Genomic DNA, 15,120 nt, shown 5'->3' with positions numbered 1-15,120 from the left:
TCAGAGGACAGCGCACTGTCCTCGTGACAATGGATCACCCTTTAGGGCCACCCGTTGTTACAAACCGAGCGCCCCATGGGACGCTCGGTCAAAATTACTTAGCTACACCCGGACGTACCGCCGCAGGTATTGCACTTCATGCAGGTTCCGTTGCGCACGAGGGTATAGTTGCCACACTCGCCGCAGGCTTCACCTTCATAGCCCTGCATCTTCGCTTTGACGCGCGCATCCATAGAGGTGGTTCCGCTTGCAATTGCTGCGCTGCTCGTGGCTGCCACAGCAACCCCGCCGCCGATCTCGGGCACCAAGGCTTGCAATGCCGCAAAGGGATCAGCTGTTCCGCTCAATGCGACTGCGCCTGCCTGACCGCCCTGAAGGACAATCAATTCCTGTGGCAAACGCTTGCGCAGGTAGCCTGTCGAGCTGATCTGCCTCAACACTTCGAGCGAATTATTCGCAGCTTTGCTGCTCGGCTCCGAGATGTTGCTCACGCCCTCTTCCGTGCCGCGGCCCAGATCATCAAACGATGCGCCTGCCGGTTTGACGTGCGCAAGATCGGTACGGTCCAGATAGGATACCGCCAGCTCGCGGAAGATATAATCAAGGATCGACGTGGCATTCTTGATGCTGTCGTTGCCCTGAACCATGCCTGCTGGCTCGAACTTCGTAAACGTGAAGGCGTCAACGAACTCTTCCAGCGGCACGCCGTACTGAAGACCGACGGACACCGCGATGGCGAAGTTGTTCATCATCGCGCGGAAACCCGCGCCTTCCTTGTGCATGTCGATGAAAATCTCGCCAAGCTGGCCGTCTTCATATTCACCGGTGCGCAGGTAAACCTTATGGCCACCAACAACCGCCTTTTGCGTATAGCCCTTGCGGCGCTCGGGCATTTTTTCACGGTGCGATTTGACGATCTCTTTGACGATCACCTTTTCGATGATCTTCTCAGCAAGAACCGCTGCTTTTTCGGTGATATTGCCGCTTTCGAGGATTTCTGCCGCCTCGTCGTCATCTTCAACCAGGGCCGCCGCGAGAGGCTGGCTAAGCTTGGAGCCGTCACGATACAGAGCGTTCGCTTTGACGCCGAGGGACCAGCTTAGCTCATAGGCTTTCTGGCAGTCCTCAATCGTTGCATCATTCGGCATGTTGATCGTTTTGGAGATCGCGCCAGAGATGAAGGACTGCGCCGCTGCCATCATGTAGATGTGGCTGTCGACAGACAAGAAACGCTTGCCCTTCTTGCCGCATGGGTTGGCGCAATCAAAGATGCTGAGGTGCTTGTCCTTAAGGTGCGGCGCGCCTTCCAGCGTCATGGTTCCGCAGACGTGATCGTTCGCCGCGTCGATGTCCGCTTTGGAATAGCCAAGGTGGCTCAGCAGATCGAAAGTCGGATCGTTCAGCTTGGCCGCAGGGATGCCCAGGATGCCTGTGCAGAACTCTTCGCCCAGTGTCCATTGGTTGAACACGAAACGAATGTCGAAGGCAGACGCAAGCGCATTGTCGATCTTGGCCAGCTCGTTCGCGCCAAAGCCGTGTCCGATAAGGGAGGTCGGGTTGATGCCGGGCGCGTTGCCAAGCGAGGCGTGACCAACGGCGTGCGAAACGATCTCTTCGATCTGGGCAGAGCCGTAACCGAGATTTTCTAGCGCGGTAGGAACCGACTGGTTGATGATTTTGAAATAACCACCACCTGCGAGCTTTTTGAACTTAACTAGCGCGAAGTCAGGCTCGATCCCTGTGGTGTCGCAATCCATGACAAGGCCAATAGTGCCTGTTGGTGCGATTACAGAAACCTGCGCGTTGCGGTAGCCGTGCTTTTCACCCAAGGCTAATGCATCATCCCAAGCGGTCATCGCCAGTTTGGTCAGATCCGCATCCGGGCAGTTCACCAGATCAAGCGCAACCGGCTTGATCTCAAGATTATCGTAGCCTTCGGTTGCTCCGTAAGCCGCGTTGCGGTGGTTGCGGATGACGCGCAGCATGTGATCTGCGTTTTTCGCGTGGCCCGGGAAGGCACCCAGTTCACCCGCCATTTCAGCGGATGTTGCGTAGGACACGCCGGTCATAACAGCCGTCAAAGCACCGCAAAGCGCGCGGCCTTCGTCGCTGTCATAAGAGTGACCCATGTTCATCAGCAAACCACCGATGTTGGCATAGCCAAGACCCAATGTGCGGAAGTCATAAGAACGCTGCGCGATTTCCTTGGACGGGAACTGCGCCATCATCACAGAGATTTCCAGTGTCACGGTCCAAAGACGCGTGGCGTGGGTGTACTCTTGTGCTTGGAATTTGCCATCGCTGTAGAACTTCAACAGGTTCATCGAGGCAAGGTTACATGCCGTATCATCAAGGAACATGTATTCGGAGCACGGGTTGGAGCCACGAATTTCGCCGTCCTCGGGGCATGTGTGCCATGCGTTGACCGTATCGTGGTATTGAATGCCCGGATCGGCGCAGGCCCATGCGGCGTGACCGATGTCTTCCCACAAATCGCGCGCTTTGATCGTCTTGGCGACAGAGCCATCCGTGCGGCGCAGGAGTTCCCAATCGCTATCGTTTTCGACGGCCTTCAGGAACGCATCTGTGACGCGGACAGAGTTGTTGGAGTTCTGGCCTGAAACGGACGCGTAGGCCTCAGAATCCCAATCTGTGTCATATGTGGGAAACTCGATGCTGGAATAGCCCTGCTTGGCATAATCCAGAACGCGCTTCACATAGGTTTCGGGGATCGCTGTTTTCTTGGCACCGCGGATGGCGTCTTTCAGCTGCGGGTTTTTCTTTGGATCAACACTATCTTCGGACGAGCCATCCCAAGCGCGGATCGCTTTGAAAATCTCGTTAAGGTGCTGTTCGTGCATCTTGGAACCGGCAACGATAGAGGCAACTTTCTGCTCTTCCTTTACCTTCCAGTTGATGAATTCCTGAATGTCAGGGTGATCCGCATCGCAGATTACCATCTTCGCGGCGCGCCGTGTTGTCCCGCCAGACTTGATCGCCCCTGCTGCGCGGTCGCCGATCTTGAGGAAACCCATCAGGCCGGAAGACTTGCCCCCGCCCGAGAGCTGCTCGCCGTCGGCGCGAAGTGAGGAGAAGTTAGTGCCCGTTCCAGAGCCGTACTTGAACAAACGCGCTTCACGCACCCAAAGGTCCATGATGCCGCCGTCGCCTACCAGGTCGTCAGAAACGGATTGAATGAAGCAGGCGTGCGGCTGCGGGTGCTCATAAGAGGATTTGGACTTGGTCAACTCTTTGGTCTGGTAGTCCACATAGTAGTGACCTTGCGCCGGACCGTCGATGCCATAGGCCCAGTGCAGACCTGTGTTAAACCACTGCGGAGAATTCGGCGCGGCGCGCTGGGTCGCCAGCATAAAGCGCATTTCGTCATAGTAGGTTTTGGCGTCGGCTTCGGTCGTGAAATAGCCACCCTTCCAGCCCCAATAGGCCCACGCACCTGCAAGACGGTCAAAGACCTGCTTGGACGACGTTTCGCCGGTAAAGCCGTCGTTGTCTTTGGCCGGCACAGAGCGCCAAAGGAATTCGGGAATGTCTTTTTCTTTGACCTTGGTGGTCTTGTTGGGAACGCCTGCTTTGCGGAAGTACTTTTGCGCGATCACGTCGGATGCGACTTGTGACCAGCTGCTTGGGACTTCGACATTGTCCAGCTTGAAGACAACAGAGCCATCGGGATTACGAATCTCGGAAACGGTCGTGACAAAATCAAGCTCCTGATACGCATCTTCGCCTGACTTCGTGAAATGTCTGCTAATCTTCATGGTCTGAGCCTTCCCGTTTACTCACATCAATTTGTTACCTGCGCCTGCGCGCCTCATTACGGGATCGGCCAAAGTTCTTGCGTACGCGCCAAATACATTATGGCGCGGCACTAGCGGCGACCAAGGGTCGCCCGCAGCAAATCAAAACTTTAAGAACTTTCGCCACTATATATTGTGGCTTACCTGCCCCGTAGCCACAATCTGACGTATTTGCCTGCGTTTGGTCAACGGATTTATTACAAATTTGTGAAGTTTTTGCCGTTGACCTGAAGCACGGTTTTGCGGCGGTACGAGACGAAGTGATTCAGGCAAAAAGTTAATCAAGAACACATATTTTCGGTGAAATGGTAAAAACCTATATTTGCGGCAGACTTAGACAAAACGGCTCAGCAAGCGCGTGAAGAATCCTTAATCACAGGTTAATGGTTTTTTGAATGTTTGGTTAAAAATATTTCAAGCAGGGCTTGTTGCACGAACGCAATACAAGCGCGAGAAATCCGTTAATTTCAACCCAAAGCGGCTACTGATTGTGATCCACCGCCGCGCTGCACCTAGATATTGTATTTCCGAACGGCAGCGGAACGGTGCCCGCAAAGGGGATCTGTTCATGACTGTATTCAAGATATTTGGTGAAGTGGTCGGGACGGCAAGATTCGAACTTGCGACCTACGGTACCCAAAACCGTCGCGCTACCAGGCTGCGCTACGCCCCGACTGAGGCGCTGTTTAGCGATGTCCCTCGGGGATGAAAAGCCCAAAAATCACGGCACGCACTTGATAATTGCCGGACCGCCAGAAAAGGCAGGATGCTGGAGCGCATCCCCGACCCGAAAACCGAACTTTTCGGTAAGACCTGCATTGATTTCAAGCACCGCATATACCGCGTCACCGCCCGGGATTGGTGTTTCGTCATGGGGAATTGCATTTTCGTGAATACGAAGAATTTTACCTGTGCGATCAGCAAAAACCATATCGAGGGGAATCAACGTGTTTTTCATCCAGAACGCGACTGGCTGGGGCTTCTCGAAAACAAAAAGCATGCCTGCAGAAGCTGCCATGACTTCACGGTGCATAAGGCCCTGACTTCGCTCGGCAGGTTCATCGGCAAGTTCGACAGTAAAGCGCGCCTCACCAAAGCTACCTTTGACGAGCACATTCCCATCGGAACAGGGCTGCGCAAACATCCCCGTTGGCACGATGCCAAGGAGAATCACAGTACATGCAAATTTAAACCGGTTTAATGCAGAGTGGCTTCCCACGCGTTCACCTCAATTGCCATGAGGCCGCGTTTACCATCTATCACCCGGATCGCCAATGCTTCACCCGGCACCAGATCGGCAAGACCGGAGCGGCGCAGGACTTCTACGTGCAAAAACACGTCGGCATCGGATCCGAATACGTTGGCAAAACCGAAGCCTTTTCCCTTGTCGAACCATTTCACCCGTGCGGGCTTGAGTTCGATCTTTTCCAGATCTGCGACATCAAGCTCTTCCAGATCAGGCAGGACCGGACGGTCCTCGCCAACCGGTGGCTCGATGTTTAGCACTTCGATCGCTTGAACGCCGCGGTCGGTTTCTTGCGTAATAATTTCAACCACTGCGCCATCAGCTACAGAGTTTTGCCCGTAATTGCGCAAAACATTCGCGTGCAGAAGAATATCTGCGCCGCCCTCGTCCGCAACGACAAAGCCAAAGCCTTTCGCCGGGTCGAACCATTTGACAACTCCGCGCATGACACGCGTCGCCTCTTCACAAGTCATTATCATGCCTCTTTGTATAGGCCTCATCCCGAGGGACATGTGATGCAAATCACCCTAGTTTAGCAAGTGGTTAAAAACGTTTACTAACAAAAACTTAAAATCTCACGTCACGTGAAAATCATGGATTAAGGCGGGAAATTTCCCACGTCGTACCAATTTCCTTGCGCCTCCAAACGAAGCGGTCGTGCAATCTGAACGGTCCATCCGCCCAGAATTCGATTTCAACTGGGGTAATACGATACCCACCCCAAAATGGCGGTCGCTTGGGGTTGGTTCCCTTGACTGCTGTAATTTTTGCAACCTCAGCGACCAGTGCCGCGCGCCCGCTCAATGGTTGGGACTGTCGGCTGGCCCAAGCACCTAACCGGCTTTTGAGCGAACGCGACTGATAATAGTCATCAGCCAGCGGCCCGTCTTCTTTGCTTACGATCCCACGCACGCGAATTTGCCGGCGTAAAGACTTCCAATGCATCACAAAAGCCGCTTTGCCAGCTTGATCGATCTCGCCCGCTTTTGCGCTTTCATAATTGGTATAAAAAACGAATGCCGCGTCTTCGATGTCCTTCAAAAGAACCATGCGCGCGTTGGGCAGCCCGTCTTTATCAACCGTCGAAAGGGCAATCGCATTGGGATCATTGATCTCGCTTTGCTCGGCTTCTGCCAGCCATGTGCGAGCAAGTTCAAAAGGATCATCACCTGCGAAAATTCCGCTTCGATCAGACATGGCTGTGCATTCTCCTAGCCTTTGTTTTTTGGCCTTCTCTTTGCCCATAAGTCAAGTTTTTAAGGCAAACAAGGGTGACCCCAAGTTCATTTGCTTGATGCCCTCGGGTCATTGCCCTAAAGACAATTCAACGCCTCAAACTGGAGCCTTACAAATGTCCAATACACTAATGGCCGGAAAACGCGGCCTGATCATGGGCTTAGCCAACGACAAATCTATCGCATGGGGCATCGCAAGAGCCTGTGCTGACGCAGGTGCAGAGCTTGCGTTTTCCTACCAAGGGGACGCCTTGAAAAAGCGCGTTGATCCATTGGCGGCCCAACTTGGTAGCGACTTTGTGTTCCCCTGCGATGTGGGCAGCGAAGAATCGATGGATGCGTTGTTCGCAGAAATCGAAAAGCGTTGGGGCAAGCTGGATTTTGTCGTCCATGCAATCGGCTTTTCCGACAAAAACGAGCTGCGCGGTCGCTATGTCGATACGTCGCGCGGCAATTTCAATCTGACGATGGATATTTCGGTCTACTCGTTCACCGCTATTATGCAGCGCGCAGAAAAGCTTATGACGGATGGCGGTAGTGCGATCACGATGACCTACTACGGTGCCGAGCGTATCATGCCCCATTATAACGTCATGGGCGTCGCAAAGGCTGCTTTGGAAGCATCGGTGCGTTATCTTGCCGAAGACCTTGGCAAAGACGGTATTCGCGTCAACGCAATCAGCGCTGGCCCGATCAAGACGCTGGCAGCTTCAGGCATTGGCGATTTCCGCTACATCATGAAGTGGAATGAATATAACAGCCCGCTGCGCCGCAATGTGACAATCGACGATGTCGGCAAATCGGCACTCTATCTGCTGAGCGATCTGGGCTCTGGCGTTACCGGTGAAACCCATCATGTCGATGCGGGCTATCATGTTGTCGGCATGAAAGCGGTCGATGCGCCCGATATGTCCAAAGACTAACGCCTATGGAATGGGCCCATATCATCGCTTTTAACCTGACCTTGCTGGCGGCAATCGCCAGTCCCGGTCCTGCGATGTTGTTTTTCATCCGTACGACACTGGCGAGCGGGCGGATGATCGGCCTTTATACGGTTTGGGGCCTTTCTTTCATGGCTGCCACATGGACCGCACTGGCCTTTATGGGGCTGGATCTGGTTTTTGCGCTTTTCCCTTGGACATTTGCCGTTCTTAAAACCGTTGGCGCGCTTTACCTGATCTGGATTGCCTATCAAACATGGGTTCACGCAAAGGCGCCTTTGGGCGACGCGCCGACGCCCCCTGCCCGCGCCTTTCTTGGCGGCGTATTGGTGAATATGAGCAATCCGAAATCGGTTCTGTTTGCCGGCGCTGTCATTATGGTGATTTTCCCGCAAAGCCTCGGGTGGGCTGATAAAGCCCTGATCGTTGCCAATCATCTGGCTGTGGAACTGATTGTCGGCTCTGCTTTTGTGTTCGCCTTCTCGACAAAACACGTCAGCGCAGGGTATCTGCGCGCCAAACCAATATTTGATCGCATTGCAGCTTCGGTTTTGGGCCTTTTAGGTCTACGCCTGCTGCTTAGCCGCTAACCACTCTATCGGAGAGCCACGATGACCGAACGTTTGCCCCATGAAAAAGGTTTTCACGTCAGCTGGGATCAGCTGCACCGCGACTCGCGCGCGCTTGCATGGCGCCTTGACGGCAAGGGGCCTGACAATGGCGAATGGAAAGCTGTCGTCGCGATTACTCGTGGTGGCATGGCCCCCGCGATGATTGTCGCGCGCGAGCTGGATATCCGCACCGTGGATACCGTATCGGTCAAATCCTACCATTCTGGCGGCGGTAAAGCGGATCAACGCCGCGAAGCCCAGATTCTAAAGGCACCTGACGCAGAGATGATGGGCGATGGCACAGGCATCCTTGTCGTGGATGATCTGGTCGATAGCGGCAAAACGCTTGAGCTGGTGCGCAAGCACTATCCAAAGGCGCATTTCGCCTGCGTTTATGCGAAACCAGAGGGCGAAGCGCAGACAGATACGTTCATTACAGGTGTCAGCCAGGACACATGGATCTTCTTCCCTTGGGATATGGCGCTTCAATACGTCGAACCCTATCGCGGCACCGATTAAGCCATGACATCTGCGACGCGGCACACGTTCTCGCCCCCCGTAATGGAGGCACGGCGCTGGCTGGACGGTGTCAGCTTTCCAGAAGATCGCCCCTTGATTAACGTCAGCCAAGCGGCCCCTGTTGATCCCCCGCCAGAACCTTTGCGCCGTGCAATGGCTGAGCTGGTGGTGAATGAACCGCAAGCCCATCTTTATGGTCCCGTGCTTGGCCTGCCGCCCCTGCGCGCAGAAGTCGCCGAACAATGGAGCGCGGCATATGGCGGAACGATAGCCGCCGATTGCGTCGCGATCACATCCGGCTGCAACCAGGCCTTCGCCGCAACGATCAGTGCTATTGCCGAAGCGGGCGATGAGGTGCTTGTGCCAACACCTTGGTATTTCAATCACAAAATGTGGCTTGATATGGCTGGCGTCATTGCCAAAGCACTGCCGACAGATGCCGCGTTGCTGCCCGATCCTGACAAAGCGCGTGCGCTCATCACGCCGCGCACACGCGCGATTGCACTGGTCACACCGAATAATCCGGCTGGCGTCGAATACCCCGCCGAACTGGTGCTCGCCTTTTTCAAGCTCGCGCAGGAAACAGGGATCAAGTTGATCGTCGATGAAACCTATCGCGATTTTCATAGCCAGTCCGGCGCGCCGCATGCGCTTTTCCAGCAGGACGGCTGGCTGGACACGCTTGTACATCTTTATTCGTTCTCCAAGGCGTTTCGGCTGACGGGTCACCGGGTGGGCGCGATCATCACCTCGCCTGGATTGCTTGCCGAGGCTGAAAAATTCCTCGACACGGTCACCATCTGCCCTAGCCAGCTTGGCCAGTATTCCGCGCTTTGGGGCTTGCAGAACCTGCGCGAATGGCTGGCGGGCGAGCGGCTTGAAATCCTCGCGCGGCGCGCAGCGATCGAGGCAGAGATGCCCAAACTAACTGCGCTGGGATGGACCCTTAAAGGCTGTGGTGCCTATTTCGCCTATCTCGAACATCCCTTTGCAATGCCCTCAAACGAACTTGCGCCGGCCTTGGTAAAAGAAGCGGGCGTGCTTGCCCTGCCCGGTACGATGTTCATGCCCCTTGATGATCCAGACGGGTCACGCCAGATACGCGTTGCCTTCGCCAATATCGACGCCGCAGGCATATCAGAGCTGTTCGAGCGGTTTGCGCAACTGCGCTTCTCGCTTGCCCCCTCTGTCGCGGGCAAGTAAACCTCGGCAAACGCCGATCCAAGCGGCGACACTATCAAAAAGGTTGGGCGCATCATGGCCGCAGGCAAAAATACGATTTCAAAGACCCTAATCTGGATTTTGCTAGCGTTGCTGATCCTTGGGCTTGCCGGCTTCGGCGCAACTAATCTTGGCGGCAACATCCGTAACGTGGGAGCAGTTGGCGACAAATCCATATCGGTCGATCTTTACGCACGCACGCTACAAGAAGACCTGCGCGCGATCTCTGCGCAAGCAGGACAAAACGTTCCCTTCTCCACGGCTCAAGCGCTTGGTGTCGATCAGCAAGCACTGGCGCGCGTTGTAACAACCCGTGCGCTCGATCATGAAACAGCCCAGCTTGGCCTGTCCGTTGGCGACGAACAGCTTCAGCAACAAATCCTGGGGATGAGCGCGTTTCAGGGCCTGAATGGCAAGTTTGATCGCGAAGGCTATCGCTTTGCACTTGAGAACGCCGGTCTTGGCGAAGCGGAGTTTGAAGAAGGACTGCGCGAAGAAGCAGCGCGCACATTGGTACAGGGCGCGATTTTGTCCGGCAATAGTATGTCCGACACCTATGCGGACACGCTGGTCGCCTTCGTTGCCGAACGTCGCAACGCGACTGTCGCGCGCTTGAGCGCCGATGATCTTGCAGAGCCGGTTGGCACCCCGACGCAGGATGAGCTGAAAGCCTATTACGATGAAAACATCGACAGCTACACGCTGCCTGAAACCAAGCAGATCACCTATGCTTGGCTTTCGCCCGACATGATCGCAGATACCGTCGAGATTGATGAAACGGCCCTGCAAGCCGCCTACGACGAGCGTATCACGGAATTCAACAAGCCAGAGCGCCGTCTGGTCGAGCGTTTGGTTTATGGCACCGAAGAAGAGGCCAGCACGGCCAAAGCACAGCTGGAAGCCGGCGGAGCAACCTTTGAAACACTGGTTGAAGAGCGTGGTTTGGCGCTTTCTGATGCCGACCTTGGTGATCTGGCAAAGAACGAGCTTGGCGCAGCTGGCGATGCCGTTTTCGCCGCTGAAACAGGCGATGTCGTTGGCCCGCTGGCGAGCGATCTTGGCCCTGCCCTTTTCCGCATCAATGGCATTCTTGCGGCTCAGGAAACCTCTTTTGAAGACGCGCAAGATCAATTGCGTGAAGAACTTGCCGCAGATCGGGCCCGCCGCGTTGTTGAAGCGCAGATCAGCGACATCGACGACCTGCTTGCGGGCGGCGCAACGCTGGAAGATCTTGCCAAAGAAACCGATATGGAGCTTGGCAGCATCGACTGGTCTAGCGAGGCAGAGGATGACTTGGCCGCTTATGAAGCCTTCCGCGAGGCCGCAAGCGCGATCACCGAAGACGACTTCCCGGAAGTGAAGGTGCTGGAAGATGGCGGCATCTTTGCGATGCGTCTGGACAAAGTGCTGGAGCCACGCCCGCAGCCGATGGATGAAATCACCGAGCGGGTTACCGCGGGCTGGACGACACAAGCCACCCGCGCAGCCCTGCGCGCAGAGGCCGAAGCGCTTTTGCCCGAAATCACCGCAGATAGCGATTTTGCCGATCTTGAGCTGGTCGCCGAAAGCCTAACCGATCTTACCCGTACAGGCTTTGTCGATGCAATGCCGCCAGCGGCCATTCAGGCGCTCTTCAAAGCCGAGCAAGGCACCAGCGTGATCGTTGAAGACGTTGCAGATGTCTTGATCGTTCGTTTGGATGAGGTGTTGCCAGCGGATGAGGATAGCGATGACGTGAAGGCACTTCGCGCGCGTCTTGGCAATCAGGCTTCCAGTGCAATCGGACAGGACCTGTTCCAAGCTTTCGCGACAGATATCCAGCAGCGCGCTGGCATCCAGATCGATCAGAACGCGATCAACGCGGTTCATGCCAACTTTAACTAAAGGGTAACGCCCATGGCGCTGGTCCCCTCTTTCGATACGTTTGCCAAGGCCTATGAAGCCGGGCAAAGCCAGGTTGTCTATACGCGGCTCGCCGCTGATCTGGACACGCCTGTGTCGCTTATGCTGAAGCTGACAGGCGCGCAGAAAGATGCGTTTGTTCTGGAATCGGTGACGGGCGGCGAAGTGCGTGGACGCTATTCGATCATTGGCATGAAGCCTGATCTGATCTGGCGTTCCGAAGGGGCGGTGTCATCGCTCAACCGTATGGCGCGATACGACAGCGACGCGTTCGAGACGCAAGAGCGCGCGCCGCTCGATGCCCTTCGCGCACTTATCGCAGAAAGCCATATCGACCTTCCCGATGACCTGCCCCAAGCCAGCGCAGGCCTGTTCGGCTATCTTGGCTATGACATGATCCGCCATGTTGAACACCTGCCCGATGTGAACCCTGATGTGCTTGGCGTGCCCGATGCGATCATGCTGCGCCCCTCAGTCGTGGCGGTCCTTGATGGGGTCAAAGGCGAAGTAACTGTCGTCTCCCCCGCATGGGTTTCTGATGGTCAATCCGCCCGTGCGGCCTATGCGCAAGCCGCGGAACGCGTCATGGATGCCGTGCGCGATCTGGAACGTGCCATGCCAGCTGCAACCCGCGATTTGGGTAGCTCTGAAGTGGCGCCGGAACCTGTCAGCAATTTCACCCGCGAGGGGTATAAGTCAGCGGTCGAGAAGGCCAAAGAATATATCGCGGCAGGAGATATCTTTCAGGTCGTGCCCTCGCAGCGCTGGTGCCAAGAGTTCAAACAACCGCCCTTCGCGCTTTACCGTTCCTTGCGGCGCACGAACCCGTCGCCCTTCATGTTCTATTTCAACTTCGGCGGCTTTCAGGTTGTCGGGGCATCGCCCGAGATCCTTGTGCGGGTGTTCGGTAAAGAGGTCACAATCCGCCCGATCGCAGGCACCCGCAAACGCGGCGCTTCGCCCGAAGAGGATAATGCGCTGGAAGCGGATCTGCTGGCGGATCAAAAGGAACTTGCCGAACATCTCATGCTGCTCGATCTGGGTCGAAACGATGTGGGCAAGGTTTCCAAAATCGGCACAGTGCGCCCGACGGAGGAATTCATTGTCGAACGCTATTCCCATGTGATGCACATCGTTTCCAACGTCGTGGGCGAGTTGGCAGACGATCAGGATGCGCTTAGCGCGTTCTTTGCAGGGATGCCTGCGGGGACAGTCTCAGGCGCCCCCAAAGTGCGCGCGATGGAAATCATCGACGAGCTGGAACCGGAAAAGCGCGGCATCTATGGTGGCGGCTGCGGATATTTCTCTGCGGGGGGCGACATGGACATGTGCATCGCGCTGCGCACAGCCGTAGTAAAGGATGAAAAGCTCTACATCCAGGCGGGCGGCGGCGTGGTCTATGACAGCGATCCCGAAGCGGAATATATGGAAACGGTCCACAAAAGCAGCGCGATCCGCAAGGCTGCGGAAGATGCGAGCCGTTTCACGGGCAATGGGAACGCCTAAGACTTTTCCTTTGATTACTGAAAACCTGCGTTAAACTCTTTTTTATTTTACAAAGAGGTTTCGACAATGCGCATTTCATCCATAATCCTTATTGCGGCTATTCTCTTCGCGCCACCCGTCCTTGCGGCCCCGACAGAGGCAGAGGTCGCAGCGGCGCGGCTGGCGTATATCGACGGAGATTATGACGCGGCGTTGAGCGTGATCCGCGAGGCGGCGGAGGCGGGCAATGGCATGGCGCTTAACATCCTGGGGGCGGCGTATGACGACGGGCGCGGTGTCAAGAAGGACGCGGTAAAGGCGGTCGAGTATTTCGAGCGGGCAGCAAATGCGGGCGAAGTGCGCGCTCGTTTCAACTTGGGCTCGCTTTATGCCTTTGGATCGGGCGACATCCCCGAGGATCGCAAACGCGCTACGACGGAATTTCGTCTAGCAGTGGCCGCGGGATACGCGCCAGCCATGACAGCCCTAGGACAATTGCAGGAACGCGCTGATCCACCCGATCATGTGGCGGCCGCAGACTGGTACGAAAAGGCCCATGAGAAAGGCGATGTGGTTGCGACAGCAAACCTTGCGCATGCTTATGTAAAGGGCCAAGGGCGCAGCGAGAATTGGGCGCGTGCGCGCTTGCTTTATACCGAAGCTGCGGCACACGGCTATCCGCGTGCCTACAATGACTTGGGCGTCATGCACGAGCAGGGCTACGGTGTTCATGCTGATCCGCTTACCGCGTTCAGCTTCTTTTTGCGCGGTGTCGAACAAGGTTATCCGAGGGCCGGAATCAACCTTGCCGAGCTGATCGTAAAAGCGCGTTTTCCTTTTGCTTCCAAGGATATGGCGCTTGGCTACTGTTTCTGGGGCATGCAAAACGCAAATGCGCAAGAGGGCGATGCGTTCGCCAAGGACTGCACGGCGCTTGAAGAAATCATCCAGCCCGACGAAGAGATGCGCGCACGTGCGCACAGCTTTGCCGATGATTTAGGCACGCGTTAGGCGTTATTGAGCAGGCGGTTTTTGCGTCAAAGCCACGCTGACAGGAACCAGGGAAACCCGGCTGGCCCGATCTGCAAGGCCCCAAATCAGAAGCGCGGAAATCGTTTCCGCTTGCAAGCGCCCCATCATGACGACGCCGCCCTCCTGCCCCGCGCGAAAGGCTGCTTGATCGAGGAAACGGCGCATAACGCTGGCAGATTGACCATTGCCGTCGAAGTCGCGAAACACCGTTGCCGCGGGGATGCCTTCGCGCGTTGCCAGTTTGCGCGCCGTGTTCAGTCCACTTGCTTGCAAGACCATACCATGACCCGATTCCTGAATAATCCGGGTCAGTTGATCCGCCATTTCACGGCTTGTTTGCACACCGTCCTTGACGCCTTCCAGGATGCCAACGGCCTCTGGAACCGCTGCGAAATATCCGCTCATCGCGACTTCTACGTCTGCCGCTGTCGCACCGCGCGGCAGGTCGACAAGGGCCAGAACCTCGAAGCCCTTGTCGCGATACATCTGCATGCGCTCGCCTGCGTCGGGATTACTGACGTCCACAGCAAAGGTCAGAGGATAGGGAAAGGCTTCAAGCGCATCAACGCCAAGCGAATTGTCCCCGGAATCGATAAGGACAATCGCCATCAAAGGCTTGTCGTCTTCCAACGTATATGGCGCGGCAAAGCGTTCAATGGGCGGCGGTGCAAGCGCGCTTGGCGCATCAACGTCCGCTGCCGGCTCGGAGCCAAGGGACGGTAGGCGGTTCGTCGTCACCTGCGGGGCAAGATCGCCGACGGTTCCTTCGGTCTTGGGCAGGGCCGCTATGATGTCTTCGGACACATTTGGCTCGGACGCTTCGGTAACTGGTTCGGGTTCGGATTCATCCGTTGCGCCTGTTTCGTCGCTTGGCATTGGCTCTTCGGTGACCTCGGTGACTTCGGCCTGCTCGGCCACTTCGGGTTCATTCACCTCTGGCTCGCTCACCTCTGGTTCAGAGTCTTCGGCAGCAGTCTCTGGTTCCTCTGGCATGGTTTCACTAACATCAGCGGCGTCGCCTGGGGCCTCGGCCTCGGGCGTGGCGGCGGCTTCATCGACGTTGGGCGTTTCGGCTTGCTCTGTTTCAGCCTGCTCTGTTTCAGCCTGCTCTGT

The 15,120-nt window shown here is 56.1% G+C and carries 12 protein-coding genes and 1 tRNA gene; 7 read left to right on the top strand and 6 right to left on the bottom strand.

Going from position 1 to position 15,120, the window contains the following annotated elements:
• Positions 1 to 98 precede the first annotated feature (98 nt).
• The 5 genes from WBC85_RS00095 to pdxH all read right to left on the bottom strand — a co-directional run bounded on the left by WBC85_RS00095 (position 99) and on the right by pdxH (position 6,258).
• A complete protein-coding gene (locus WBC85_RS00095) occupies positions 99 to 3,776 on the bottom strand; it encodes a vitamin B12-dependent ribonucleotide reductase (protein ID WP_424432653.1) in 3,678 nt (1,225 codons plus the stop codon).
• Positions 3,777 to 4,411: 635 nt separating this feature from the next.
• Positions 4,412 to 4,488, bottom strand: a tRNA-Pro gene (locus WBC85_RS00090).
• Between the two features lie 48 nt (positions 4,489 to 4,536).
• Positions 4,537 to 4,989, bottom strand: coding sequence for a DUF192 domain-containing protein (locus WBC85_RS00085; protein ID WP_424432652.1), 453 nt, complete (start codon positions 4,987 to 4,989; stop codon positions 4,537 to 4,539).
• A 23-nt stretch (positions 4,990 to 5,012) separates the two neighbouring features.
• Positions 5,013 to 5,534 carry a cold-shock protein gene (locus tag WBC85_RS00080; RefSeq protein WP_424432651.1) on the bottom strand — a complete coding sequence of 174 codons (522 nt, stop codon included), beginning with the start codon at positions 5,532 to 5,534 and terminating at the stop codon, positions 5,013 to 5,015.
• A gap of 118 nt (positions 5,535 to 5,652) precedes the next feature.
• Entirely contained in the window at positions 5,653 to 6,258 is a 606-nt protein-coding gene (gene pdxH, locus WBC85_RS00075; protein ID WP_424432650.1) for a pyridoxamine 5'-phosphate oxidase, read from the bottom strand.
• A 154-nt stretch (positions 6,259 to 6,412) separates the two neighbouring features.
• On the opposite strand from pdxH, the gene fabI reads away from it, so the two are divergent.
• From fabI to WBC85_RS00040, 7 genes are all read left to right on the top strand, one after another.
• Complete coding sequence (fabI, locus tag WBC85_RS00070) at positions 6,413 to 7,219, top strand: enoyl-ACP reductase FabI (RefSeq protein ID WP_424432649.1); 807 nt, start codon at positions 6,413 to 6,415, stop codon at positions 7,217 to 7,219.
• Positions 7,220 to 7,224: 5 nt separating this feature from the next.
• Positions 7,225 to 7,827 carry a LysE family translocator gene (locus WBC85_RS00065; RefSeq protein WP_424432648.1) on the top strand — a complete coding sequence of 201 codons (603 nt, stop codon included), beginning with the start codon at positions 7,225 to 7,227 and terminating at the stop codon, positions 7,825 to 7,827.
• Between the two features lie 21 nt (positions 7,828 to 7,848).
• The gene (gene gpt, locus WBC85_RS00060; RefSeq protein ID WP_424432647.1) at positions 7,849 to 8,367 is read left to right on the top strand and encodes a xanthine phosphoribosyltransferase; all 519 of its coding nucleotides are present in this window, start codon (positions 7,849 to 7,851) and stop codon (positions 8,365 to 8,367) included.
• A gap of 3 nt (positions 8,368 to 8,370) precedes the next feature.
• Positions 8,371 to 9,570 carry an aminotransferase gene (locus WBC85_RS00055; RefSeq protein WP_424432646.1) on the top strand — a complete coding sequence of 400 codons (1,200 nt, stop codon included), beginning with the start codon at positions 8,371 to 8,373 and terminating at the stop codon, positions 9,568 to 9,570.
• A gap of 54 nt (positions 9,571 to 9,624) precedes the next feature.
• The gene (locus WBC85_RS00050) at positions 9,625 to 11,472 is read left to right on the top strand and encodes a peptidyl-prolyl cis-trans isomerase (protein WP_424432645.1); all 1,848 of its coding nucleotides are present in this window, start codon (positions 9,625 to 9,627) and stop codon (positions 11,470 to 11,472) included.
• A 12-nt stretch (positions 11,473 to 11,484) separates the two neighbouring features.
• On the top strand, positions 11,485 to 12,996 hold the full coding sequence (gene trpE, locus WBC85_RS00045) for an anthranilate synthase component I (RefSeq protein ID WP_424432644.1): 1,512 nt from the start codon (positions 11,485 to 11,487) through the stop codon (positions 12,994 to 12,996).
• A 66-nt stretch (positions 12,997 to 13,062) separates the two neighbouring features.
• On the top strand, positions 13,063 to 13,986 hold the full coding sequence (locus tag WBC85_RS00040) for a tetratricopeptide repeat protein (protein ID WP_424432643.1): 924 nt from the start codon (positions 13,063 to 13,065) through the stop codon (positions 13,984 to 13,986).
• 3 nt (positions 13,987 to 13,989) lie between these two features.
• Here WBC85_RS00040 and WBC85_RS00035 read toward each other — a convergent pair.
• Positions 13,990 to 15,120 (bottom strand): divergent polysaccharide deacetylase family protein (locus WBC85_RS00035; RefSeq protein WP_424432642.1); only part of this gene is annotated, 1,131 nt, incomplete at its 5' end.

Source organism: Planktotalea sp., assembly GCF_049680325.1.
Taxonomy (GTDB): domain Bacteria; phylum Pseudomonadota; class Alphaproteobacteria; order Rhodobacterales; family Rhodobacteraceae; genus Planktotalea.
Note: the sequence above shows the minus strand (reverse complement) of the source record. Positions and strands in the feature narration are given on the sequence as shown.